Consider the following 23,489-nt stretch of genomic DNA (forward strand, 5'->3'; position numbering starts at 1 on the left):
ATCCATCGACGCAGCGGACGAAGAAGGCGGGCAGCTCGTCCAGGAATGTGAACTCATGCGCGCCCATCAGCCACCCGCCTGCCGACGTAACGGACATACAGCTGGCCGTTGCGGGAGGTCGCGTCAAACCCGGACGGGAAGGCAGGGAAGACGCCCTTGAGGATCTTCGTCGTGTAGCCACCGGCTGTTGACGCTTGGATGGGTGTCGGCCATTTGGCCCACACCCCCGGCCGTCGGCGTAGCGCGGCAGCGAACTCCTCCATGAACGCATCGGACCCGCGACCGGGGCGTTTGGGTGGCAGTTGATCCACGAACTCGACCCTCATCGCTCGTTCCTTCCGTCGGCGGCGTAGCCGGATCCGTCAGGGTGATGCCAGTCGTCCCAGTCCCGGGCAGGAGCCACCTCGCGCTCGGGAAGTGGGCGGTGGTGGTGGAACATGCCTTCCCAGAAGCCCTCGACGGCGTGCCCGATGAACCTGCTCGTCAGGTGCGGATGCGGCATGTGCGGGTGAGGCAGATGCAGGCCGGTCATGGCGTCACCTCCAGGCGGGCAGGTACAACGCGCGCCTTGGCGAGATAGAACGACAGGCCGACGTCGGGGTTGCCCCGCCGGTAGTCACGCAGCATCCGACGCGCCGACCGTTTGGTGTCGAACATCGTGGTGTAGGCGCACTCCCACTGATTCGCGCCTTCAAGGCCGCGCACCAGGACGAACCATCCATGCTTGGTCATGGCGTCGCCTCGATGAATTCCCATTCGATGTACTCACCGTTGAAGTGGGCCTCGATCGGTCCGGATGCGCCGAGCTCGACGCCGTCGTCCGCCAAGCATTCGGGCGGCGGCGCGACCCCGCCGCTATCGGCGTTGTCGAAGAACGACTTCATCCAGCAGTCGTCATGCGGCGCGAACGGGTGCTCGTGATTGCCGCGGATCCAGGTCTCGCACTGGCAATCTGGGTAGCTGTGACACTCGGAGGTGCGGTCCCCGTGGCAGGTGAACTGGATCTGCGGGGCGTCCTCGTCGCCGGTGATGACGACGGTGTGAAGGCTGGTCATACGGCCTCCTCCAGCCCGCTCAGCAGCTTCCAGACCATCCATGCGACGTCGAACGCCCTTGTGCCCTTGACGTTCTCGGTCATCACCGCAGTCAAGTATTCGAGGATGGCGCTCATGACGACGTCCCCGCCTCGGCGAGCATCCGCTTGGCCTCGACCTCACACGCCGTGCACTCGACGAGGCCTTTCGTCCTGAACCACGTCGTCGACCAGGTGCGCGCGTCCGCCCGCCCGCACCGCGAGGAGATGGGTTCCCGCTGGTAGGCCGAAGACGAGTCCTTCTCGATCACGATCGGCACCAAGTGAAGAACACGGCCTTCGTGCTTGGCTGCCCAGGTATGCCCGTCCGGCTGCGGCCGAGGCGCGACACCCCATTTCGGATCATGGGTGCAGTCGTCCGTGCAGATGTCACGGTGACGTTTGACGATCACCTTGTAGCCGAGCTTCTTGTCACGCTTACGCTCAGCCGCCGATCGCGTGAACGCCTCGTCCTCGTTCTTGCTGTAGCGGGCCAGCGACCAGCCACACTCGCAGCCGCACGGGGCGATGAGAACCCAGTCGCATTCGGTCGCGGGGACCGGCTCGCCGTTGACCTCGTAGTAGACGGTGGGGCTCATCGCTCCACCGGGTATCCGAGCAGCGCCAAATCCTGCTCAGGTGTGTTGACCCCGTGCCGCTTACCCAGCTGATGCCCGTACCCGGTCAGATGTCCGAGCGCGTCACATCCCCAGATCGCGCCGATAGTGACCATCGCGTATCGGATAGTGCGGCCTCCGTGATGCCAGGGCGGGTTGAGTTCATAGCAGTGGGCGAGGTCGATCACGTCGCCGTCGTCGTTGTAGGCGGGGCCCGACATCGGCCGGGCGATTCCGCGTGTGTTCGTTGTTGTGGGCATTGGGTAACCTGTTTCTTGCAATCACTATTTGCAGCCGTTGGGCGGGCACCCGACGGCTTTCCTGTTTCCTCCTGACGCTGGGTGCGCTATCAGGTGGAAATGTTTGGAACACACCCCGGACCGGACGCATCACCATCACGTGACGGTCCGGGGTGTGCTGACACCTCGGGACCGGGAGAGGCGCTCTCCGGAGACGAGGGGGTATAGAGGGCGTCCGCCGCGATACACGGCGAGCACCAATCCTTGTGCGGCAACCACTTCAGGTGACGGCAGGACGCGCCACCGCACACGCATCCCCGGTCGGCGATCAGCTGCAACGCCTCGATAGCGGTACTCATGCGGCACCATCCGTCAGCGTCGCGGCCATGAGATCCGCGAACTCCCTCAAGTGCCCGTACTTGACCTTGAACGCCTTCAGTTCTCTCTCGGCCTGCCGAAGCAACAGCTTCGAGGCGAACGAGTCCTGCAAGAGCTCCTCAGTCGGCCGATACCCACGCTCTGGGGCATCGGTGAGCGCCGACCAGGCGCGGACGCGGCGCTCCTCGCCGTCGACCGACTCGGCATAGACCAATCGCACGCTGCGGATCAGTTCACGCGCTTGATCGCGCCGATACGCTTCTGCCGCAATGTCATCGCGCCACTCGAACCTGCCGTGCAACGGGCTGGCCTCATCGCGGGCTGCGTCGACAACATCCTCGGGCAGGAGTCGGCCACGCGAGCCGCGGATCTCGAGCAGCTGCTGATGTAGCTGTTGCTGGGACAGGCGAAGGCTCATGCGGCCACCGCCTGTCCCAAAGTCGCCGCGCCAGCCGCGCCGCGCCAGGCCACGCCAAGCCGGGACCCGCCCAGCCTTGCCTGCCGTGCCGAGCCTCGCACCGCCATGCCGGAACAAGCCGTGCCCTGACTGCCAGGCCGCGCCGCTCCGCGCCGGGACCAGCCCCAACGCGCCAAGCCAAGCCTGCCAAGCCGCGCTCTGCCTTGCCATGCCGAACCGGGCCAAGCCTCGCCGAAGCTGCCGCGCCGAGACAAGCCTTGCCGCGCCGAGCCAAACCTGGACAAGCCGAGCCTGCCCAGCCGAGCCGCAACCAGCCGAACCACGCCTTGCCCCGACCCGCCCGACCGTGCCTGCCGTGCCTGGCCGAGCCCCGCCGTGACAAACCCCGCCGAGCCAAGCCAAACCGTGCCTGCCACGCCATGCCGCGCCCAGCCGAACCCTGCCGGGACCAGCGATGCCGTGCCATGCCCAGCCTGCCGGGCCGAGACGAGCCCTGACCCGCCATGCCGAGCCTCGCCTTGACTGCCGAGCCTCGCCGTACCAAGCCGAGACGAGCCACACCAGGACAAGCCAGGACTGCCCCGCCTAGCCGAGACTTGCGCCGACATGCCACGCCTTGACTGCCCTGCCATGCCGAGCCATGACACGACAAACCGCGCCGAGCTCCGCCTAGCCTGCCGTGCCCCGCCGAGACTTGCCTCAACGCGCCGTGCCGCACCGTGCCATGCCTGCCGCGCCAGGCCAGGCCTTGCCATGCCCCGCCCCGCCCCGCCTTGCCGAGCCAGGACTGCCGTGCCAAGCCTGGCCATGCCGAGACACGCCAGGCTCAGCCGAGCCGAACCGTGCCGCGCCTGCCTTGCCGAGCCGTGCGGTGCCGCGCCACTCCGGGCCAAACCTCGCCTAGCCTGCCTCGCCGCGCCATGCCACGCCGGGCCCGGCCTAGACGTGCCCCACCAAGCCGCGCCTGCCACGCCGGGACCTGCCCCGCCAGGACACGCCACGCCTGGCCTAGCCCGACCTTGCCGTGCCAGCCTCGCCGAGCCAGGCCTCGCCCTACCCGGACAAGCCCTGCCCTGCCTTGCCATGCCTGCCGAGGTCACCGCAGAACCTCGATGTCCCTGGATTCATCGATCTGGTAGGTGCCGAATTCGCCCTTCTTTTCTGGCCGCCATTCGCCGATTCCGATACCGAGGCCGCCTGCGTCTACCAAAGAAAGCACTGACGACTCAGACAGGCTGCTGGTGACATATGTAATCTTCAGCTCGGCCGTCCATTCCGGGAACATTGGCCGGTAGCGGAGATCCGCCGAGCGCGCCATGCCGCCGAGGCGAACGACATCTTCACGCATTTCCGGTTCGCCGTGAATCTCGAACAGCTGCTGCGGATCGGCCTTGGTCAACCGACCATGAAAAAACAAAAACTGCCTCAAGCTGGTCATACTCACATCTTTGCCGTAAAATCGTGCGGCTCCGATAGTGGCGGCTTTCGCCGCAGTGATCGGAAACCCGTACCGATCTGGACCGCCATCTTCGGCAGCGATTCGATAGAACGCGGCCTCATACTCGGCCTGCGGATCGCGAACCTCCTTGGGAGACTTCTTGCCCTGCTGCGCCTCCAGCATCTGACGTTTACTCTTTTCGCTGAAATTGTGAACAATCAACGGCGCTGTCCCGATAATTGGCACGACCATTGTTGTCGTACCGATCCTGTTGATTTCGATGCGCTCAGACATCAGTTACACTCCTGGTGAATTGGTTGTGTGAACGGCCGTCGGGATTCCGCCCCGGCGGCCTTTTTCCGCGCCATGCCTGCCTTGCCAAACCCCGCCCCGCCCAGCCGTTCCCCGCCAAACGACGCCGGGCCTGCCGTGCCTCGCCCAGACTCGCCATGCCCAGACCTGCCGGGCCGTACCCCGCCTGCCCTGCCCTGCCAGGCCTTGCCTTGCCGTGCCCCACCTGCCCTGCCGAGACGTACCGTCCCCAGCCGAACCACGCCATGCCTGCCATGCCGCGCCCAGCCGGGCCACGCCGTGCCAGACCAAACCGCGCCGTGCCTGCCAGGCCCTGCCTCGCCGCGCGCTGCCTCGCCCTGCCCGAACGCGCCATGCCTGCCGCGCCATGCCAAGCCCTGACCCGACCGGACCTGCCGTGCCATGCCTGCCAAGCCGGACCGGGCCCTGCCATGCCCCGCCAAGCCGTGCCACGCCGAACCTCGCCTGCCATGCCGCGCCTAACCCCGCCCCGCCGTGCCCCACCCAGCCTGGCCCGGCCCCGCCAGGACGTGCCTGCCGTTGCCTTGCCGCCGATGTTCATGACGGCTCGCCTTCAGGTCGAGACGCGCCCTGGTGCGGATACGACGCAGCAGGGGGAATCCTGCGGATCTCGTCACCAGGACGCGTCCCTGTTCCCTCGATGTCTTGCACGTCGTCCCGGCCTTCGCCAGAAGGCGAGGACGACACATCGGGGGAACTGCCCTCGGCGGCACAGTGTGATGAGGGTTTGCCGCCGAGGGGGTCATAGGTGGTACAGGACAGGTCACGGGCGACCGTCCGGACTGTCGACGCGATAGCCGCCCATGGCCGCCGGATCAGGGCACCGGCGCGGCCCGGCCTGTACCACCATGCGAAGCCCACGACGAACGCGAGCGCCAAGATATTGACCGCGACCAGGACGATGGGATGGTTCATGAGTCACCGCTCTTGTGGATTGCGCGGGCCACAAGCAGTGCCAGCGGCACCGACGCCACGCAGGCAAGGAAGACGATCAGCAGGATGGTCATGACCGCCACCTCTCCCGCAGCCACGTCTCATAGATCGCGAGTTCCATTCGCAGACGGGCGATGTCGGACAATCCCTGGAGGCAGGCCAGGATGATGGCCACCGACACGACAAGACCTATCGCGGCCATCGCCAGCACGAGAACGACAGCGATCATGACCGCCCCCGACGCTGCCGCCGATCGCTCAGCCACTCGGCCACGCAACCCAGCAACACCAGCACAATCGACAAGCAGGTCACGGCGTAGGCCACCCACACCGACGCAAGGAACTTCTCTACGCTGACGTAGCCCGTGAGGTACAGAGCGCCAACGACCGAGACTCCGGCCACGGCCAGTAGCGGCGCTGCCTTCACTGCCTTGGCGAGCGTGGCCACATACCCACGAAGGCGGGTCATGACTCGCCACCGCCCGGGAACGGACCGCACTCACCCTCATGACCGCGGGCCAGCTGACACAGCATCCGGCTCTTGCAGCAGGCGCAGCTGTAGTGATGGATACAGCCGCCGTGCTCGACGCCGTACTGGTCGATCGCGGTCAAGTCATGGGAGTGGTGGCGTTCAGCGAATTGCAGCAGGCCGAACGGGAAGGCGAAATCGACGCGCCTGTCCGACAACAAGTTCTCGACGGGCCGCATCCTCGCGATATCGGGCAGCAGAGGGATCAGCTGCTGGATCTGATCGCCGCCGTTGTTCCAGTCGAGATCACAGGTGGCGGAGCATGTTCGGCAGCGCAGGTCCCAGAAGTTGCTCATTACGCTTCCCGTCGCAGGAACTCATCGAGCGCGACGCCTTCGAGCTTCAGTGCATCGGAGACCAGGTCGACGCCGTGCTTCTCGCACAGATCGAACAGGCGCTTTGCGGTGGCGATGTTCATGCCCTCCGCCTTCCGACGGCCGTTGGCGGCTCGGATCACCTGCAGCAGTTCGCGGGTGCTCATGTCCTGCCAGAGCACCTGCTGATACGCACGGTCGCCGTCCTCGGCGAGCGGGCGGATGATGCCCATCCGCGCAGACTTCTTCACCACAACCGACTCGCCATCGGTGACGTTCACGAACTCCGACTGCTTCAACCACTCGGTGCCACGGCGCTTCAGGCCGGACTCCACAAGTTCATCGAGCAGCCACTGCGGCCACTTGCGGCCGGTTGCCAGCGCGGCTTCCAGCCCTTCACGCAAGCGGTGCCCGAACTCCCGAGTCGGTCGTGCGGCACCCGAGTCGTCATGGGTGGCGTCATAGAAGATTCGGTCGTACTCTTCGCGTTCCTCGTTGGAGAGGTATCGCATCTCAAACATTGGGTCCTCCGACCAGTCGAAGTCCTTGCGGCTTTTGGGATTTGAGGGTCTTCCACCACTCGGCAAGCGCTTTGAACTCGCGCTCCAGGTCTTGCCATTCGCCCTGTTCGAGCACTGCTGCGACGTGTTCGGGGTTGAACTGGATTACTTCGATGGCACGGCCCATGGCGTCGGAGAACTTCTTGGCGAGCTTCGCGCGCTGGACATTCGGGTCCACGCCGACGTAGGACTCGACGGCATCGTTCAAGTCCCGTGATGAACGATCGACCGCTGCGCCGGTCTGCTTGACGTTCTCCAGCGCCTTGCGCGCAATCTCGACAACTGGTGCGGGAGCGGGGATCTCGTCCTTGCCGTGCTTGATGACGCCACGCTCGGCGACGTCGCGGATCTTGTCGACCTTGTCCAGCGTCGAGCCGGAGTATCCGGTCCCAGCAGACGCGACGTTCTTCGTCTTCGTGGCGGCCGGAGACGCTGGTACCAAGTTGGTACGAGCGTTCTCCACCTTCGGCTTGCCAGGCGCGGTTGCGCCATGCGCCTTCCGCTCGGCAGCCTTCGGAGCCAGCAGCCTTGCTCGCCGCTCACGTGCCCGAGATGCCTCGTATGGCGTCAGCCCTTTGCGGCAGGTGTTCTCATCGGCCTCGGCTTGCAATACGTCAGCGGCCGTCTCCAGCGATACGACGGTGACCGGAATGAACTCCCAGCCAAGATGTTTCGCAGCGGCGAGCCGCCTATCGCCCGCGACCAGCTCTCCGTCCTCGGTGATCACGACTGGATGCAGAAGGCCGACGCACTCGATCGAGGCGGCCAGCTCCGCGATATTGCCGAGGTCCTGGCGGTCGCGTTCGCCGACGATGATGTCGGAGATCCTCAGGTCGCCGCTCATGCCGCACCTCGCTGGCCGCGCGTGGCGCGGTCTTCGCGATCCCAGCTACGCCAGAGGACAACCACGCGATCCAAATCGGCGGGCGAGAACTTCGCCTTCTGCCGATCGACCCAGGCTTGCATAGCGGGGTCGACAGCCTGACGGTTACCAGCGCTCATGCTGCGACCTCCGCGACGAGGTCAGCGGTGGTGCAGTTCAAAACGTTCGCGATCAGGCCCAGTTCACGGACCTCGAAAGATCCTTCGGTCAGACGCCTCCACAGGGTCTTCTTGTTCAACCCGGTTTTCGCTGCTAGCTCGTCTAGACTGACGCCCGCCGAGGACATTTCGCGGAGAACGGCCGCTGCTGCAGCCTGATCGCATTGGTCCATACGGTCCAACCTATGGACCGAACGGACCAGAGTCAAGTAGCGAACCCACGGTTACGGTCACTGAATGACAGAGGTCTAGCCTCAGATTGACCTTTGGACCGTATGGACCCAAAATGGGCCAATGGACACCGAAGCGCTCGCCCTGGCAATCGACCGGGCGATAGGGGCCGAGCTTCTTGCCCAACGCCACCGAAACAAACTGACCCGCCTCGAACTGCGCGAACTCAGCGGCGTAGCCGAGAAGACGATCCAGCGTTTCGAAGACGGACAGCGTTCACCCGACGTACAGCAACTAGTGAAACTCGCCTCGGCGCTCAACCTGAGCGTCCTCGACTTCGTCAAGCTCGCCCTCAGGGATATCGAGGGGGTCGATCCTCAGCAGGAGGAATCGAAGCCCACATCGCAACCGGGTTGATACCCAGCCACACCGCCGCGACGATCAGATCCGACACCGTCGGCCGATCAGTCCAGAAGCGCGCCACAAACTCTTGCCCGAAGATCTCCACGAGCCGCGTCGCATCCTGATCCCGCAGGTCTGCGGCGACACTGGCTGGCGAGCTTCCCCCCTGGGTGCCCTCCACGCTTCGCGCCGAAACGTGGCCGTGCATCGATCCAGTTATCCGTTGTCGTTCGTTTGCCGGTCCCGTTGAGGGCCAAGGATTTTCGGGCCGTGACGAGCCCGACTCGTGTCGCTTATCTGACACCGGTGTCGCCTTTCAGACATCTGCCCCAGCCTCGCTTCCGTTTGTGCACGCGGTTTCGTTACGCGCCCTTTGTGTGATTGGGATCATAGTTTGTAACCCATTGGAGGCGGTCCAGTTTGCCGGGATACCGGTCCGTTTTATTCAGACCGAAGCGTCTCATTTTCGCAAACCTCCAGCGCCGCAGCAGGTCCAGGACATGTCAATACATTGGTCAACTAAAAATCCTGCCGGACAGCACTTTTCAAGACCACTGGACAGGTGACCATTAAGCCAGCGCGCCGAGCGGTTCCACCTCGACACCGATGTCGTCGGGATAGCCGCGGCTGCGCATCGGCAAGATCACCACCGACATCGTCGCTCGCACCGCCGCGCGTCTACGTTCGATCGAGAGCCCTTCCCGCCCTCCCGATCCGAACCAGGTCGCGCGGACGTCTGCGCGCAACAGATCCTCCAGCGCTGGATCTATCGGCGATGTCAGCGTCTTCAATCGCGCCTGCGCCTTGGCGATGTCGTCCTCCAGTGGTTCCACATACGCCGCGACGACTTGCGCCGACATGCGCGTCTTGGCCGCATCCTTCACGTAGGCCGCTATGTTGGCGCGCAACTCCGCGATCGTGGCGAGCTCCGCATCAATCGCCGAGCGGCTGGCCTCGTCCTTGGCGATCAGCTTCCGCTGGGTCTCGGGATCTTCCAGCAACGACAGCAGCAGCTCCTCGACGTGGCGTTCCACCAGCTCTACCGGGCGGCTGACATGCCCCTTGCCGCACCGGTATGAGGGCACAGCGTTCGGTCGCGCCTTCTGCGGGTTCTTCACCGACACGGGACGGCCGCACACGCGCCCGTCCACAGTCGCTCCGCATGTCGCGATATAGCTCAACAAATGCGTAGGTGCCGTGCCCCGATGCGTCCTGCGACTGGGGTCGCGCAGTACAGCGCACAATCGCTGGTGCTGCTCGAAAGTGAGGATCGCTTCCCAGGTTCCATCGCGCTCGATTTCACCCTTATAGGTTCTCTTGCCCGCATAGGTCGGATTGATCAATAGCTTTCGCAGCGTCCGCAGATCGAACACGCCCCGGCCGCCAGCAGCCTTCCACGCCGGGTTGATTTGACGGGCAACCAGACTCAGCGAGCCCGACCACGCAGGGTCGAGCACCAATTCAGCCGCGCGCCGGATCACCGTCGCCTGCTCTGGAATCGGCTCCCGATTGATCGGCTCGCCTGTATCGGGATCGCGGATGATGCGGAACCCTCGAGCGAGCCGCCCGTGTGGTAATCCATCCTGCAGTGCCTCTTGAATGCCGCGGTTGATCGCGTCGCTCTGATCGTCGCTGAATTCCTCGGCCCGCAGTGCGTCCGCATTGGCCGCGCGGCGGTCAGCGGATTTGGCAAGATCCAGCGTCTTGCCTCCATACCGCCACAGGGTGCCGGTCTGAATGCACAAGCGGCGCAATGGAACATAGTCGTCCAGATCGCGAGCAGCCCGGTTGCTGGCGAACGTCCACAGCATGTCCGCCCCGCCGCTGCTGATGAAATCCTGAGTGTTGATGAAGCCCGGACGATCCTGCACACGCCGATAGCGGCTGGCCGACATCTTGTCGGAGAACACTGCGACCACCACGCCACCTAGAGCCGCGACGTCGCGTCGGGCGACCTTCTCTTGATCGCCGATGGACTTCTCGCCCGGCTTGGACACACGCAGGTACAGGACTACTCGGAGCTGTTCAGCGACCCGGAGGCGAGCGCGCTTGGCGGCGCTGACACGTTCAGTCATGCCGCCAGATAGTACCCTCTAACGCACTGTATCTCTCGAGATGATGTAGGCCACCGCACGACCGTACAATGCTGGTCAGATGAATTCCCCCGGGACACCGCCGTCCAGGAAGGGGCGATGACGATGTCGTCTGACACCTCCAAGTCCAAGGCCGATGCGAAACGCGCCACCAGCGCATCCGTTCCGGCCAAACCCGAGCCGACCCGGCCTCAGGTGCTGAAGGCATTGCATGTCGGGTCCGGCGACCCGTTGCTCCTGCTACACGGGTTCATGCTGTCGCCGCACTGCTGGGAACAGACCGCGGCCCGGCTGTCGAGCCAGTGCGAAGTGTTCGCACCCGCCTTCGCCGGGCACTGGGGCGGCGAGCCCGCGGACGGCTGGTCCGTCGACATCCACGCGCTGGCCGATCGCATCGAGGATCAACTCGACGAACTCGGCTGGCGCACCTGCCATATCGCCGGGAACTCGCTCGGCGGCTGGGTCGGCGTCGAACTCGCCAGGCGCGGCCGGGCGCGCACGCTCACCCTGATCGCACCCGCAGGCGGCTGGCATATCCCCTCGCTCGCCCAGCTGCGCACCTGCCTGAAGTTCCTTTCGCTGGTCCCGGTCATCCAAATCGGTAAGCGCCTCGGCGGTTTCGCGATCAACAACCCCGTCATCCAGCGACTGGCGTTGCTGCCGTTGAGCAAGAACGCGGCCGCCGTCTCCCGCCGCGACACCGCCGCCGCTATCACGGCAACGCTGAATTGCCCTGCCATGCTTTCGATCATCGTCGGCACCGCCCGCGGACCCGAGCAGGAAGACCTGTCCACCCTGCAAACCCCGGTCCGGCTCCTGCTCTCCGAATACGACCGGGTGATCCCCAACCGCGCCTACGCCCGTCGCTACCTCAAAGAGCTCCCCGACTCCGCCGACCGCATCGTCGTCCACGGCGTCGGCCACGTCCCGATGCTCGAGGCACCGGACCGGATCGCCACCCTCATCGCCGAACACGTCTACGCCAGCCGCAACCGCCTCCGCGCAGTCTGACGCACGGAATATCCACAGCTCAGCAAGTTATCCCCAGATCGAGGAAAGGTCTCGATCCCGCTCCGGCAGCGGCCTACTGTTGCCGCCATGGGGAGCACACCAGAGGATCGAAGGGTCAACCAAATTCGCGACGATGTCGACGGGCTGTACGAGCTGGCGGCTGAGACCAAGGAGACGACGGACAAGATCCAGAAGCAGACGGACAAGATCGAATGCTTCGTACGGGGAAACAGTCTGCGACTGCACCGGTTAGAGAAAACGTGCGGTCGAAGTTTCGGCCTGCTTCTCGCCGCCCAGCGACAACACACGCAACGCTTGGATCGCGTGGAATCGCTGCTCTGCGGTCTTACGGCGCAGATGGATCAGAACGGATCACAGGTCATCCATCTCGATTCCAAGGTCGCCCACCTCGATTCCAAGGTCACCGACCTCGATTCCAAAGTCACCGACCTCGACTCCAAAGTCACCGACCTCGACTCCAAGGTCACGCACCTCGACTCCAAAGTCACCGACCTCGATACCAAGGTCACGCACCTCGACTCCAAAGTCACCGACCTCGACTCCAAGGTCACGCACCTCGACTCCAAAGTCACCGACCTCGACTCCAAGGTCACGCACCTCGACTCCAAAGTCACCGACCTCGATACCAAGGTCACCTACATCGACTCCAAGTTAACCCGACTCGATTCCAAGGTAACCGGACTCGAGTCACAGGTGAGTCAGCTGGACGTCGTTGTACGTCAGAACTCGCAGACCCTCGACCTCGTCGTCGAGTTGCTGCAGAAGAAGCAGCCGCCACCGCACTAGCCGACGCCGACCGTCGAATTCCTTGTGGCTGTTCAGGAGGCGACGTCGGTGTGTTCGGTGTCGAGGTGGGAGGGGAAGGTCAGGAGTAGCTTGCCGACCTTTTCGGGGACGTCGAGTTGGGGGCAGTGGCCTACGCCGGGTAGGACGGTGAGTTCGCTGCCCGGTAGTAGGGCGTGCAGGGTGCGGGCGGCGGTGACGGGGATGATGCGGTCTTTTGCGCCGTGGACGACCAGGGCGGGGCAGGTGAGGGTGAGAGCGCCGTGGCCGGACGGGTGTTCGCGGGCGTAGCGGACGGCGTCGCGGCCGCGGGCGGCTACGGCAGCCATGTCGGGGACTGAACGGGTTGCGGTGCTGAGGAATTCGGGGGTCGGTCGGAAACCCGGACCCGAGATGAAGAGTGCTACCGCGCTGCGGACGCCCCAGCGGACGAGCGCGGGCGGGATGGGCAGGAGGGCAAGTAGGCGGAAGAACAGGGTGAACTCGTGCAGGCGGCCGACAACGGCCAACCAATGCTTGGCCATGATCGGTTCGTCGAGCAGGACGACGGCGGTCACGGCATCCGGGTGGCGGGCGGCGGCGTGCAGCGCGGTCACGGCGCCGAGGGAGTTGCCTGCGAGGGTGAGTGGGCCGTGGTCGGCGATGATCGCGTCGACGAAGGCGTCGAACTGCGGGGTCATCGGGCCGGGGCCGCGCGGGTCGGCGAGGCCGAAGCCGGGCAGGTCGACGGCGAAGGCGGCACGGCCTGCCGAGTGGAGCGCGGTGAGGACGCCGCGCCAGGTGTCGGCGCTGTCGGCGTAGCCGTGGAGCAGCAGGATCGGAGTGCCGGACCCTGCGACGCTGAGGACTCGGGTGCCGACATCGCCGTAGCGCGCGGTGGTTTCGGTGATCATCGTCCGGTAGCCCCTTTGCCAGCGGATCGCACCACAGTGTGGCGCCAACGGCGCTTCTCGATGCGAGACAACGGATCCCGGGCGCGCGCCGTGCCGCACCCGGGACCGGTTGTGGTTATGCCAGCAGCCCCTTGGCGATGTGGGTCACCTGGATCTCGTTGCTGCCCGCGTAGATCATCAGCGACTTGGCGTCGCGCGCAAGCTGTTCCACGCGGTACTCGGTCATGTATCCATTGCCGCCGAACAGCTGGACGGCCTCCATGGCGACCTCGGTGGCCGCCTCGGACGCGTACAGCTTCATCGCCGACGCCTCGGCCAGCGTCGGCGGCTTGCCCGCGCGCCCACGCTCCAACGTGTTGAACACCATGTTCTGCACGTTGATGCGCGCGATCTCCATCTTGGCCAGCTTGAGCTGGACGAGCTGGAAGCGGGCGATCTCCTGGCCCCAGAGCTTGCGATTCTTGGCGTAATCCAGGCACAGCCGGTGGCACTCGTTGATGATGCCGAGCGCCATGAACGCGACACCGACCCGCTCGGCGGTGAAGCTGGAGCGGGCGCTTTCCCTGCCGTCGCCTCCCTTGTGCTCTTCGGTCTCGCCGAGCAGCCGGTCGCGGCCGAGGCGGACGTTGTCGAAGAACAGCTCACCGGTGGGCGAGGCGTGCAGGCCCATCTTCTTGAACGGCTTGCCCTGGGTGAGCCCTTCCATGCCCTTGTCGAGCACGAAGGTGAGCACCTTGCGCTCGCGCTTGTCGCCACCGTCCCCCTCGTCGAGCTTCGCGTACACGATCATCACGTCGGCGAACGGTCCATTGGTGATGAAGGTCTTCTGCCCGTTGAGCAGATAGTCTTCACCGTCGCGCTTGACGTAGGTCTTCATGCCACCGAAGGCGTCGGACCCCGAGTCGGGTTCGGTGATCGCCCATGCCGCAACCTTTTTCATGGTCACGATGTCAGCGAGCCAGCGTTCCTTCTGGGTCAGGGTGCCCCTCGACATGATGGTGGTGGCGCCGAGGCCGATGCTGACGCCGAGCGCGGTGACCAAACCCATGCAGACACCGGACAATTCGCCGACCAGCACCGCCATCAGCGATTCCTGCCCGGCGAACGGGCTACCGCCAGAAGACTTTTCCTTCTTCTCCGGCAACGGCTCACCGGCGGCGAGAGCGGCTTCCTTGGACCGCTGCTTGGCGAGCAACTTCTCCACGGCCTCCCCACCCATGGCGTCGATCCCGAACTCGCTGAACAGCTTCCGGATGATCGGGTACGGCGAAAGCTCGCCGCTGTCCAGCGCGTCCAGATGCGGGCGGATCTCCTTGTCGATGAACGTCCGCAGTGCGTCGCGGATCAGCACATCGGTCTCGGACCATTCGAACATCGTTGTTCTCCTAACGTTCCGCCGAGCTCATGGCAGCCGGGCGGCGATGTCGTCGATCAGCCACGGCCCCTCGGTCTCGATCGTTTTGACGTCGTGCCAGCCTGCCAGCTCGGAGATGGCCCCACCTTGCACCGCGAACACCTTGCCGGTGATCGGGCACTTGTCCGAGGCGAGGTAGGCCACCAGCGGGGAGATGTTGGCCGGGCTGAAGGCATCGAAACCGCCCTCTTCGACCTCGTCCGCCTCTGCGGCCATCATCGCACCCATGCCGGGGGTGGCCAGGGTGAGCCTGGTGCGCGCGATCGGCGCGATGGCGTTGACCCGCACGCCGTAGCGGGCGAGTTCGTCGGCTGCGACGAGGGTCAACGCGGCGATGCCCGCCTTGGCCGCGCCGTAGTTGGCCTGCCCGGCATTCGGCACCGTGGTGCCGGACGCGGAGGCGGTGTTGATCACCGCGGCGTTCGGCTGGTTGCCCGCCTTGCTCTGCTCTTTCCAGTAGGCGCCCGCGTGGTGCAACACGGCGGCGTGGCCCTTCAGGTGCACCGCGATCACCGCATCCCACTGCGCCTCGTCCATGCCAGCGATGAACGCGTCCCGGAGGATCCCCGCGTTGTTGACCACGATGTCGAGCCCGCCGAGCTCGGAGACCGCTTGATCGACAACGTTTTTCGCGCCGTCCCAGGTGGCGATGTTGGCGGTGTTGGCCACCGCCTTGCCGCCCGCAGCGATGATCTCGTTGGCGACCTCTTGCGCGGGGGTGGTGTCGGATCCCTCGCCCTCGTTGCTGCCGCCGAGGTCGTTGACGACCACGGCCGCGCCCTCACGCGCGAACAGCAAGGCGTGCTCGCGGCCGATGCCACGGCCCGCGCCGGTGATGACGGCTACTCGACCTTCGAGTGCACCCATCGATGTCTCCTCTTCTCCTGAAGTCTGTGCTGCATGTCGCGCCGGTGTCACGGTGTGCGCCAGGACTTTTCGCCAGCACGGCGCACACCGGACCAGCTCAGTCGGCTACTTCGGCGAGCCCGTCACTGAGGACGACGTCCTCGCCGCGGACAGTTTCGAAGGCGTAGGTGGTGACGCCGTCGGCCGAGCCCACCTTCCAGATGCGGGTCTCCAGGTCGTCGCCGGGGAACACCATCTTGGCGAAGCGCACCGCAAATCGCTCGAGCCGGTGCACATCCGAACCAGCGACCTCCGTCAGCACCGCCCACGAGGCGAAAGCCATCGTGCACAAGCCGTGCGCGATGATGCCGGGCAGCCCGGCGTCCTTGGCCACCTGCTCGTCCAGATGCAGCGGCACCGGATCACCGGAAGCCGGTGCATAGCGGAAGGTTTGGTCGTCGTCGACATGCTGGGCGACGACCGCCACCGGATCGTGGGCCCGCAGGTTTTCGTCGAACTTGTGTGTCGGCGCTTCGACACCGACCGACTTGCCCGCGTCGATGTTGCGGAAGAACGCGGTCAGGTACTGCTCGTTGACCAGCTCCCCTGCCTCCGTGCGGCATTCGATGACGAGCGAGATCGTCGTGCCCTTGGACTTGCTGGTGTAGCCGATCGCCTTGGCCCGCGACACCAGTTTGTCGCCGGGCAGGATCGCCCGGTGGAAGTGGAAGTCCTGCTCGCCGTGCACGACCCGGCCGAAGATGTCCATCGGCGCGACCTCGATCACCGGCATCAGCATCGCCTCGAAGACCGGGACGATGCCGAAAATCGGCGAGGCCACCGTGCCCGCGAGGTGCGCCTCGATCGGATCGTTGGTTGCCGCGGCGTATTCGGCGATCCGCTCGCCGGTGACCTCGAAACGTTCCTCGTCACACCAGGTTTCCAGCCCCGCGTCGTCGAACTCGACGAGCCGGGAGGCAGCCGCGGTGGTCTCCGAACTCATGCCGAAGCCAGGGCGTCGAGCTGCTCGAGTGACTTGTCCAGCTGCTTGAGGCCGTCCTTCTCGACCGCCTTGCCGAGCGCACCCTTGATCAACGCGCCCTCGAAGTCGCCGGAGACGAGGATGGTGCTGCCGCCGTCGCCCTTCGGCTGGATGTCGAAGGTGAATTCGGTCTTCACGCCTGCCATTCCGGTGCCGCCGAGGGTCAGCTTGGTCGGCTGCTGCACGGAGACGACGGTCCACTCCAGCTTGTTCGCCATGCCGAGCATGACGATCTTGGCGACCAGCTTCGCGCCCTCGGTGAGCACGGCGGGCGGCTCCTCCATGAAGCGCTCGTGGATGGTGAACCACTTGTCCCAGGTCTGCGGGTCGGAAACGACGGTCCACAGCGCCTCAGGGGTGGCGTTGACGTCCTTGGTTGCTTCGATGTGTCCCATGAAAATGGCTCCTCGTCGAGATGTGTTGTGCGAGTTCGATGGTCAGCGTCGGCTGCCGCTCAGCGCTCTGCGCGCTGGTACGCCGTCACGACCGCGGCGCCGCCGAGGCCGATGTTGTGCTGCAGTGCGGCGGTGACGTTGTCCACCTGACGCTTGTCGGCGGCGCCGCGCAGCTGCCAGGTGAGTTCGGAGCACTGCGCCAAACCCGTTGCGCCGAGCGGATGTCCCTTGGAGATCAGGCCGCCGGACGGGTTCACCACCCACTTGCCGCCGTAGGTGGTCAGGTTCTCGTCGATGAGCTTGCCCGCCTCGCCCTCGCCGCAGAGGCCGAGCGCCTCGTAGGTGAGCAGTTCGTTGGCGGAGAAGCAGTCGTGCAGCTCGATCACCTGGAAGTCCTCGGCGCCGAGCCCGGCCTGCTCGTACACCTTGCGCGCGGCCTGGACGGTCATGTCGTAGCCGACCAGGTTCTTGGCGGTCTCGTCGAAGGTGGACTTGTAGTCGGTGGTCATCGCCTGTCCGACGATCTCGATCGCCTGCCCGGCCAGGTTGTGCTTGTCGACGAACGCCTCGCTGGCGAGGATCACCGCGCCGGAGCCGTCGGAGGTCGGCGAGCACTGCAGCTTGGTGAGCGGATCGTAGATCATCCTGGCGCCCAGGATGTCATCCATCGAATACTCGTCCTGGAACTGCGAATACGGGTTGTTCACCGAGTGCTTGTGGTTCTTGTAGCCGATCTTGGCGAACTGCTCGGCGGTGGTGCCGTACAGCTTCATGTGCTCGCGGCCGGCCGCGCCGAACATCCACGGCGCCACCGGGAACAGCACCTCGGAGATCTCGGCGAGCGCCATGATGTGGCGCGCCATCGGCTGCTCGCGGTCGTCCCAGGTGGAGCCGAGCGAGCCCGGCTGCATCTTCTCGAAGCCGAGTGCCAGTGTGCAGTCGGCCAGTCCACCCCGAATCGACTGTGCCGCAAGGTACAACGCGGTCGAGCCGGTCGAACAGTTGTTGTTGACGTTCACCACCGGGATGCCGGTCATGCCGAGCTCGTAGACCGCGCGCTGGCCGGAGGTGGATTCGCCGTAGACGTAGCCGACGTAGGCCTGCTCGACCAGGTCGTAGGCGATGCCCGCATCGGCGAGCGCCTTGGTTCCCGACTCCCTGGCCATATCCGGGTAGTCCCAATCGGTGCCATCTTCGTTCTTGCGGCGGCCCGGCTTCTCGAACTTCGTCATGCCGACGCCGACGACGTAGACCTTGTTCGCCATCGAACTCCTCCAGATAGTGCCCGCCCGGCGTGCTCCGCCGGATGCCGCCCGCGCAGCGGACAGCGGTCGCCGATCCCGATGGATCGCGCTTAAACAAACATACAGAGATGTATGTAAGTACGCAAGGTTGTAGTCGGTACCCCGGGTCTCAGCTATCGAATAGCCAGCCAGTAACGCCTTCTCCGATACATACCGCCGGATGTGTATGTTTCGCCAGCTCAGCTCGACAAATCGCCGGTCACGCCTACCCGCGGCGCATTGCTGTGACGTGACTCACCGCAGCGGCGGACGTAACAGCCGCGTAATGGTTCGGAAATTCCCCGTCCACAACCGTGTACGACGGTCGAACGGTTGCTTTTGTCTGTGCGGGGATGAGGAGTAAATGTGGTCGAGCTCGATACCCGGTCGCTCAATACCGACGGGATAGCCGCGGCCAAGGAAACGCTGGAGGACTACACGCTGCGTTTCGCGCCACGGAGCTACCGGAAATGGAGCCCGGCCGTTGTCGGCATCTCGGCCCTCGGAGGCATCGCCTACCTGGCCGACTTCGCCATCGGCGCGAACATCGGCATTGCGCACGGCACCGGAAACGCGCTGCTCGGCATCGGTTTCTTCGCGATCGTTGTGATGCTGACCGGATTTCCGCTCGCCTATTATGCCGCGCGGTACAACCTCGACCTCGACTTGATCACGCGCGGTAGCGGATTCGGCTATTACGGCTCGGTCATCACCAATGTGGTGTTCGCTTCGTTCACCTTCATTTTCTTCGCCTTGGAAGGGTCGATCATGGCCCAGGGGCTGAAATTGGGGTTGGGCGTTCCGCTGTGGCTCGGTTATCTCGCCTCGACGCTGATCATTTTCCCGCTGGTCATCTACGGGATGAACACCCTGGCCAAGCTGCAGGTGTGGACGACGCCGCTGTGGCTGCTGCTGATGGTGCTTCCGTTCGGCTTCCTGCTGGTGCGTCACCCCGATTCGGTGTCCGCGTTCTTCGCCTACGGTGGTGAAAACGGTTCTGGCGTCAGCATTTCCGGCACGCTGCTGGCGGCGGGCGTGTGTTTGTCGCTGATCGCGCAGATCGCCGAGCAGATCGACTACCTGCGCTTCATGCCGCCGCGCACACCGGAGAACGCCCGCAAGTGGTGGAGCTGGATGCTGCTCGCCGGACCGGGCTGGGTGGTCTTCGGCGCGCTCAAGCAGGTGGTCGGACTGTTCCTCGCGGTGTACCTGATCGCGAATGTGCCTGCCGCACAGGGCATCGCGAACCAGCCGGTGCACCAGTTCCTGGAAATCTACCGCGACATGGTGCCGGGGTGGCTCGCCATGACGCTTGCCGTGGTGCTCGTCGTCATCAGCCAGATCAAAATCAATGTCACCAACGCGTATTCGGGGTCGCTGGCCTGGACCAACTCCTACACCAGGGTCACCAAGACCTACCCTGGCCGGCTGATCTTCTTGGGCGTGAACCTGGTGATCGCACTGATCCTGATGGAAGCCAACATGTTCGACTTCCTCAACAACATTCTCGGCTTCTACGCCAACTGCGGCATCGCCTGGATCGTCACCGTCGCAACGGATATCGCGGTCAACAAGTACCTGCTGAAGATCTCGCCCAAGCAGCCGGAGTTCCGTCGCGGCATGCTCTACGACGTCAACCCGGTCGGCCTGGTCGGCTTCGGGCTCTCGGCGGTGTTGTCGATCATGACGTTCTTCGGGATCTTCGGCGACCTGCTGAAGCCCTACTCCCCAATCGTCGCCGTTGTCGTCGCGTTCGTCGCCACCCCGCTCACCGCGGTCGCCACCAAGGGCAAGTACTACCTGCGGCGCACCGACGACGGCATCGACCTGCCGATGCTCGACGAGCACGGCAACCCGTCGGGGGAAACCTTGACCTGCCACGTGACCGGCCTGGAGTTCGAACGCCCCGACATGATCGCCTCCGCGGTACCTGGACCCGAGGGCGAGATCCAATACATCAGCTCGCTGGCACTGTCCACGGACAAGGTAGGCAATCACCTACTCCCCCAGCAGCACTGACCGCGCTGTCGTGCGGGACGCAGCCGACAAGGCGTCCCGCACGGTGGCGACTACGAGGCAAGTCGGTCGAGCAGACGAATTCTGTTCCGCCCACAGCCGATACCGCGACGGCCGCTACGAGATCATTCGGCCGCGCGGACGTCGGCAAGTGCCGCGGCGGCGATCTCGTGCAGGTGCGCGGTCGCGCGACGCCAGCGCCGTTGGGCGCGTTCGTTGTCCGGGTCGACGAAGTTGGAGATCAGGATGCCGCGCAGCGCGTCCATCGCGGTGTAGATGAAGTCGCGGGCCTCCTTGCGGCGGATCTCGTCCGGCACGAACCGGGCGACGGCCATCAGGACGGCGTTGTTGACGAACGGCTCGACCTTCTCCATCGCGGCGGCGAGCACCGGATCGGTCCGCCCCGCCACCCACAGCTCGACGGTCGCGATGAACAGCGGCCCCTGGTGCAGCTCCCACAGGAATTCCAGGGCGGCGCCGACCGGATCGTCGCCGCGCTCGACCTTGGCCATCTCCCGCATCGCGGTCTCGGCGCGCAGCTGGGCGAGGTGACTGATCGCGGCGACCACCAGGTCGGTCTTGGAGCCGAAGTGGTGCACCTGCGCGCCGCGGGTGACGCCTGCGCGTTCGGCGACCCGCGGCGTCGTTGTCCCCGCGTATCCGTACTCGACCAGGCAGTCGATGGTCGCGTCGAGCAGTCGCGTGCGCATCTCGGTGCTGCGTTGCTCCTGGGTGCGCCGCTGCGGCTTCGCGATGTCGATCCTGGCCATCAGGTGATTCTACACTTACATACAGTTCTGTATGTTCACAGTGGCGCCGCGGCGCCGCGCGCGTCGCGCCGGGCGGCCCCGACGGTGCCGGCGAACAGCAGCACACCGACAACCGCGAGCCCGGCGCCGACCAGCGCCGGCGCGGTGTAGCCGAAGCCTGCGGCGATGACCGCGCCGCCGAGCCAGGCGCCCGCGGCATTGGCGATGTTCAGCGCGGCGTGGTTCAACGCGGCGGCCAGGGTCTGCGCCTCGTGCGCCACATCCATCAACCGGGTCTGCAGGCCGGGCGCCAGCGACGCCCCCGTCGCGCCGACGAGGAAGGCTCCTGCGGCCGCGGCATACGGATTGTGCGCCGCGACAACGAAACCGGCGAGGATGACGGCCATGCCGATCATCGAAAGGAAGATCGCGCGATCGACACCGCGGTCGGCAAGCACGCCGCCGACGATGTTGCCGACCACCATGCCGACGCCGAACAGCATCAGCACCAACGGAACCGACCCGGCGGACATGCCCGCGACGGAGGTGAGCGTGGTGGAGATGTAGGTGTACACGGCGAACATGCCACCGAAGCCGATCGCACCGACCACCAGGGTCAGCAGCACCTGCGGCCGCCGCAGCGCGCCGAGCTCGGTCATCGGGTTGGTCATCCTGATGCCGGTCAACTCCGGCACGAAGTAGAGCAGCGCAGCCACCGTCGCCAGCCCGATCACCGTGACCACCACGTACGCGTCGCGCCAGCCGAGATGCTGGCCGAGCCAGGTGGCGGCGGGAACGCCGACAACATTGGCGGCGCTCAACCCCAGCATAACTGCGGCAACCGCTTTGGCACGCTGCCCCACCGGCGCAAGCGTGGCGGCGGCCAGGGAGGCGACACCAAAATAGGCACCGTGCGGCAACCCGGTGACGAAGCGCGCGAGCACCAGGGTCTCGAAGGTGGGAGCGACCACCGTCGCCACATTGCCGAGCGTGAATGCGGCCATCAACGCGATGAGCAACTTCTTGCGGGAGACCCGCGCACACACGGCGGCGATCACCGGCGCGCCGATGACAACGCCGAGGGCGTACGCGGACACCGCGTGCCCCGCGGTCGGCTCGGAGACCCGCATGGCATGCGCGATATTGGGCAGCAAACCCATGGTGACGAATTCTGTTGTGCCGATGCCGAACCCGCCGAGCGCCAGCGCGAGCATGGCCGGGACATGCCACGTCGACCGCTGAGCCTCGGGGGGCAGTGCGGGAGCCTGGGCGACAACGTCGATGGTCACGTGTCAATGAAACGCGCGAATCCCCACTTTCGCTTCCCCAGTAAACGTGAGTTAAGACACGCTACCCACGCAGGTCAGAGACCTGATTACGGCATTTGGGACGAACTGCTTGCGCTCGCAGGTGCCGGTTCACGCCGTTCGAAGGTGCGGCGGTACTCCGCCGGCGTGACGCCGACCACCGCGGCGAAGTGCCTGCGCAGGTTCGTCGCCGTGCCGAGCCCGCACAGCCTGCTGATCCGTTCGATGCCGAAATCGGTGGACTCCAGCAGCGATTGGGCATGGGCGAGGCGACGGCTCAGCAACCACTGCTTCGGTGTCTGCCCGATCGACTGCTGCAGGCGCCGGTGAAAAGTGCGCGGGCTCATGTTGGCGCGGGCGGCGAGCAGGTCGACGGTGAGCGGCTGGTCGAGGTTGGCGGCGGCCCAAGCCAGCACCGGCCCGAGGTCGGTCTCGGCCTTGGCCTCGGCGGACAGATCGACGAACTGGGCCTGACCGCCGGTCCGATGCGGCGGCGTCACCAGCCGCCTGGCCAACCGGTTGGCGACGGCGGCGCCGAAGTCGCGGCGGACCAGGTGCAGCGAAAGGTCGATGGCCGTGGTCATTCCGGCGCTGGTGAGGATGTCACCGTCATCGACGTAGAGCTCCGACCGGTCGACCTCGACGGCGGGATAGCGGCGGGCCAGGATCTCCGCGTGCTCCCAATAGGTGGCGACCCTACGGCCGTTCAAGAGCTGTGCCGCCGCCAGCGCGAAGGCGCCGTTGCAGAGCGCGACCATCCGTGCGCCGTGATCGTGTGCGTCGACCAGCGCGTCCAGCAGTTCCTGCGGCACCGGTCGGTCGCCGGTGACGCAGTCGTAGGCGATCGACGGCACGAAAACGGTATCGGCGGAGCGGAGTTCGTCCGGTCCGTAGTCGGCGCGCAGATACACCCCGCCGCCGACGGCCGACTCCGCCGCGTCCGGCTGGGTCGAGCACACCCGCAACTCGTACCAGGGGTCGGCGAGATCGGCGTAGGGCGTGCCGAAGATCGCGGCGACCACCCCGAGCTCGTAGATATCCCACGGGTGCAGCACCCCTGGCGTGACGGCGATCGCGACGACATGACCGGTCATGGCCGCCAGCATATGGCAGAAAACGTTCGGTCGAGGTCAGTCCTGCCACTCACACTTGGGAAGATCGAACCCGAAAACTGGTCTCCGGGCGCCCTGTT

At 65.4% G+C, this 23,489-nt stretch carries 29 protein-coding genes; 4 read left to right on the forward strand and 25 right to left on the reverse strand.

Going from position 1 to position 23,489, the window contains the following annotated elements; genetic code table 11:
- Nucleotides 1-53 precede the first annotated feature (53 nt).
- From ACGFNJ_RS22265 to ACGFNJ_RS22335, 15 genes are all read right to left on the reverse strand, one after another.
- The gene (locus ACGFNJ_RS22265; RefSeq protein WP_393451227.1) at nt 54-326 is read right to left on the reverse strand and encodes a hypothetical protein; all 273 of its coding nucleotides are present in this window, start codon (nt 324-326) and stop codon (nt 54-56) included.
- Nucleotides 323-532 (reverse strand): hypothetical protein, encoded by a 210-nt coding sequence (locus tag ACGFNJ_RS22270; RefSeq protein ID WP_393451230.1) that lies wholly within the window; start codon nt 530-532, stop codon nt 323-325. Before ACGFNJ_RS22270 ends, ACGFNJ_RS22265 begins: the two co-directional genes overlap by 4 nt.
- On the reverse strand, nt 529-732 hold the full coding sequence (locus tag ACGFNJ_RS22275; RefSeq protein ID WP_393451233.1) for a hypothetical protein: 204 nt from the start codon (nt 730-732) through the stop codon (nt 529-531). The genes ACGFNJ_RS22270 and ACGFNJ_RS22275 overlap by 4 nt, the downstream gene beginning before the upstream one ends.
- Nucleotides 729-1,055, reverse strand: a complete 327-nt coding sequence (locus ACGFNJ_RS22280) for a hypothetical protein (protein WP_393451236.1) — start codon at nt 1,053-1,055, stop codon at nt 729-731. The genes ACGFNJ_RS22275 and ACGFNJ_RS22280 overlap by 4 nt, the downstream gene beginning before the upstream one ends.
- A gap of 112 nt (nt 1,056-1,167) precedes the next feature.
- Nucleotides 1,168-1,671: a hypothetical protein gene (locus ACGFNJ_RS22285; protein ID WP_393451239.1), complete on the reverse strand. Its 504-nt coding sequence runs from the start codon at nt 1,669-1,671 to the stop codon at nt 1,168-1,170.
- Entirely contained in the window at nt 1,668-1,949 is a 282-nt protein-coding gene (locus ACGFNJ_RS22290) for a hypothetical protein (RefSeq protein ID WP_393451242.1), read from the reverse strand. Before ACGFNJ_RS22290 ends, ACGFNJ_RS22285 begins: the two co-directional genes overlap by 4 nt.
- Nucleotides 1,950-2,283: 334 nt before the next feature.
- A complete protein-coding gene (locus ACGFNJ_RS22295) occupies nt 2,284-2,724 on the reverse strand; it encodes a hypothetical protein (protein ID WP_393451245.1) in 441 nt (146 codons plus the stop codon).
- Nucleotides 2,725-3,820: 1,096 nt separating this feature from the next.
- Nucleotides 3,821-4,456 (reverse strand): hypothetical protein, encoded by a 636-nt coding sequence (locus ACGFNJ_RS22300; protein ID WP_393451248.1) that lies wholly within the window; start codon nt 4,454-4,456, stop codon nt 3,821-3,823.
- Nucleotides 4,457-5,498: 1,042 nt separating this feature from the next.
- A complete protein-coding gene (locus ACGFNJ_RS22305; RefSeq protein ID WP_393451251.1) occupies nt 5,499-5,657 on the reverse strand; it encodes a hypothetical protein in 159 nt (52 codons plus the stop codon).
- Nucleotides 5,654-5,896, reverse strand: coding sequence for a hypothetical protein (locus tag ACGFNJ_RS22310; RefSeq protein ID WP_393451254.1), 243 nt, complete (start codon nt 5,894-5,896; stop codon nt 5,654-5,656). Before ACGFNJ_RS22310 ends, ACGFNJ_RS22305 begins: the two co-directional genes overlap by 4 nt.
- Entirely contained in the window at nt 5,893-6,252 is a 360-nt protein-coding gene (locus ACGFNJ_RS22315; protein WP_393451257.1) for a hypothetical protein, read from the reverse strand. Before ACGFNJ_RS22315 ends, ACGFNJ_RS22310 begins: the two co-directional genes overlap by 4 nt.
- Complete coding sequence (locus ACGFNJ_RS22320; protein WP_393451260.1) at nt 6,252-6,791, reverse strand: hypothetical protein; 540 nt, start codon at nt 6,789-6,791, stop codon at nt 6,252-6,254. Before ACGFNJ_RS22320 ends, ACGFNJ_RS22315 begins: the two co-directional genes overlap by 1 nt.
- Nucleotides 6,784-7,674 (reverse strand): ParB N-terminal domain-containing protein, encoded by an 891-nt coding sequence (locus ACGFNJ_RS22325; protein WP_393451263.1) that lies wholly within the window; start codon nt 7,672-7,674, stop codon nt 6,784-6,786. Before ACGFNJ_RS22325 ends, ACGFNJ_RS22320 begins: the two co-directional genes overlap by 8 nt.
- Nucleotides 7,671-7,832 carry a hypothetical protein gene (locus ACGFNJ_RS22330; RefSeq protein WP_393451266.1) on the reverse strand — a complete coding sequence of 54 codons (162 nt, stop codon included), beginning with the start codon at nt 7,830-7,832 and terminating at the stop codon, nt 7,671-7,673. Before ACGFNJ_RS22330 ends, ACGFNJ_RS22325 begins: the two co-directional genes overlap by 4 nt.
- The gene (locus ACGFNJ_RS22335; protein ID WP_393451269.1) at nt 7,829-8,044 is read right to left on the reverse strand and encodes a helix-turn-helix domain-containing protein; all 216 of its coding nucleotides are present in this window, start codon (nt 8,042-8,044) and stop codon (nt 7,829-7,831) included. The genes ACGFNJ_RS22330 and ACGFNJ_RS22335 overlap by 4 nt, the downstream gene beginning before the upstream one ends.
- 121 nt (nt 8,045-8,165) lie before the next feature.
- Here ACGFNJ_RS22335 and ACGFNJ_RS22340 point away from each other — a divergent pair, with 121 nt between their 5' ends.
- Nucleotides 8,166-8,459, forward strand: coding sequence for a helix-turn-helix domain-containing protein (locus ACGFNJ_RS22340; RefSeq protein WP_393451272.1), 294 nt, complete (start codon nt 8,166-8,168; stop codon nt 8,457-8,459).
- 554 nt (nt 8,460-9,013) lie between these two features.
- Here ACGFNJ_RS22340 and ACGFNJ_RS22345 read toward each other — a convergent pair.
- Complete coding sequence (locus tag ACGFNJ_RS22345) at nt 9,014-10,519, reverse strand: recombinase family protein (protein ID WP_393451275.1); 1,506 nt, start codon at nt 10,517-10,519, stop codon at nt 9,014-9,016.
- A 117-nt stretch (nt 10,520-10,636) separates the two neighbouring features.
- Here ACGFNJ_RS22345 and ACGFNJ_RS22350 point away from each other — a divergent pair, with 117 nt between their 5' ends.
- Both ACGFNJ_RS22350 and ACGFNJ_RS22355 read left to right on the forward strand, forming a co-directional pair.
- Complete coding sequence (locus ACGFNJ_RS22350) at nt 10,637-11,548, forward strand: alpha/beta fold hydrolase (RefSeq protein ID WP_393451278.1); 912 nt, start codon at nt 10,637-10,639, stop codon at nt 11,546-11,548.
- An 87-nt stretch (nt 11,549-11,635) separates the two neighbouring features.
- A complete protein-coding gene (locus ACGFNJ_RS22355) occupies nt 11,636-12,355 on the forward strand; it encodes a hypothetical protein (RefSeq protein ID WP_393451281.1) in 720 nt (239 codons plus the stop codon).
- 32 nt (nt 12,356-12,387) lie between these two features.
- Here the strand turns inward: ACGFNJ_RS22355 and ACGFNJ_RS22360 are convergent, their stop codons facing one another.
- From ACGFNJ_RS22360 to ACGFNJ_RS22385, 6 genes are all read right to left on the reverse strand, one after another.
- Nucleotides 12,388-13,245 (reverse strand): alpha/beta fold hydrolase, encoded by an 858-nt coding sequence (locus tag ACGFNJ_RS22360; protein ID WP_393451284.1) that lies wholly within the window; start codon nt 13,243-13,245, stop codon nt 12,388-12,390.
- 115 nt (nt 13,246-13,360) lie between these two features.
- Nucleotides 13,361-14,620, reverse strand: a complete 1,260-nt coding sequence (locus ACGFNJ_RS22365) for an acyl-CoA dehydrogenase family protein (RefSeq protein WP_393451287.1) — start codon at nt 14,618-14,620, stop codon at nt 13,361-13,363.
- Nucleotides 14,621-14,647: 27 nt separating this feature from the next.
- Nucleotides 14,648-15,526 carry an SDR family oxidoreductase gene (locus ACGFNJ_RS22370; protein ID WP_393451290.1) on the reverse strand — a complete coding sequence of 293 codons (879 nt, stop codon included), beginning with the start codon at nt 15,524-15,526 and terminating at the stop codon, nt 14,648-14,650.
- A gap of 97 nt (nt 15,527-15,623) precedes the next feature.
- Entirely contained in the window at nt 15,624-16,508 is an 885-nt protein-coding gene (locus ACGFNJ_RS22375) for a MaoC/PaaZ C-terminal domain-containing protein (protein ID WP_393451293.1), read from the reverse strand.
- Complete coding sequence (locus ACGFNJ_RS22380; RefSeq protein WP_069163642.1) at nt 16,505-16,942, reverse strand: SRPBCC family protein; 438 nt, start codon at nt 16,940-16,942, stop codon at nt 16,505-16,507. The genes ACGFNJ_RS22375 and ACGFNJ_RS22380 overlap by 4 nt, the downstream gene beginning before the upstream one ends.
- 59 nt (nt 16,943-17,001) lie before the next feature.
- A complete protein-coding gene (locus ACGFNJ_RS22385) occupies nt 17,002-18,207 on the reverse strand; it encodes a lipid-transfer protein (protein WP_069163643.1) in 1,206 nt (401 codons plus the stop codon).
- 384 nt (nt 18,208-18,591) lie between these two features.
- Between ACGFNJ_RS22385 and ACGFNJ_RS22390 the strand changes: the two genes are divergently transcribed.
- Nucleotides 18,592-20,244: a purine-cytosine permease family protein gene (locus ACGFNJ_RS22390; protein ID WP_393451298.1), complete on the forward strand. Its 1,653-nt coding sequence runs from the start codon at nt 18,592-18,594 to the stop codon at nt 20,242-20,244.
- A gap of 122 nt (nt 20,245-20,366) precedes the next feature.
- Here the strand turns inward: ACGFNJ_RS22390 and ACGFNJ_RS22395 are convergent, their stop codons facing one another.
- From ACGFNJ_RS22395 to ACGFNJ_RS22405, 3 genes are all read right to left on the reverse strand, one after another.
- The gene (locus ACGFNJ_RS22395) at nt 20,367-21,011 is read right to left on the reverse strand and encodes a TetR/AcrR family transcriptional regulator (RefSeq protein WP_393451301.1); all 645 of its coding nucleotides are present in this window, start codon (nt 21,009-21,011) and stop codon (nt 20,367-20,369) included.
- A 35-nt stretch (nt 21,012-21,046) separates the two neighbouring features.
- Nucleotides 21,047-22,204 (reverse strand): MFS transporter, encoded by a 1,158-nt coding sequence (locus tag ACGFNJ_RS22400; protein WP_393452222.1) that lies wholly within the window; start codon nt 22,202-22,204, stop codon nt 21,047-21,049.
- Between the two features lie 161 nt (nt 22,205-22,365).
- Nucleotides 22,366-23,391, reverse strand: a complete 1,026-nt coding sequence (locus ACGFNJ_RS22405; protein ID WP_393451304.1) for a helix-turn-helix domain-containing protein — start codon at nt 23,389-23,391, stop codon at nt 22,366-22,368.
- Between the last annotated feature and the right edge of the window lie 98 nt (nt 23,392-23,489).

It is taken from the genome of Nocardia sp. NPDC049149 (assembly GCF_043197455.1).
Lineage (GTDB): Bacteria > Actinomycetota > Actinomycetes > Mycobacteriales > Mycobacteriaceae > Nocardia.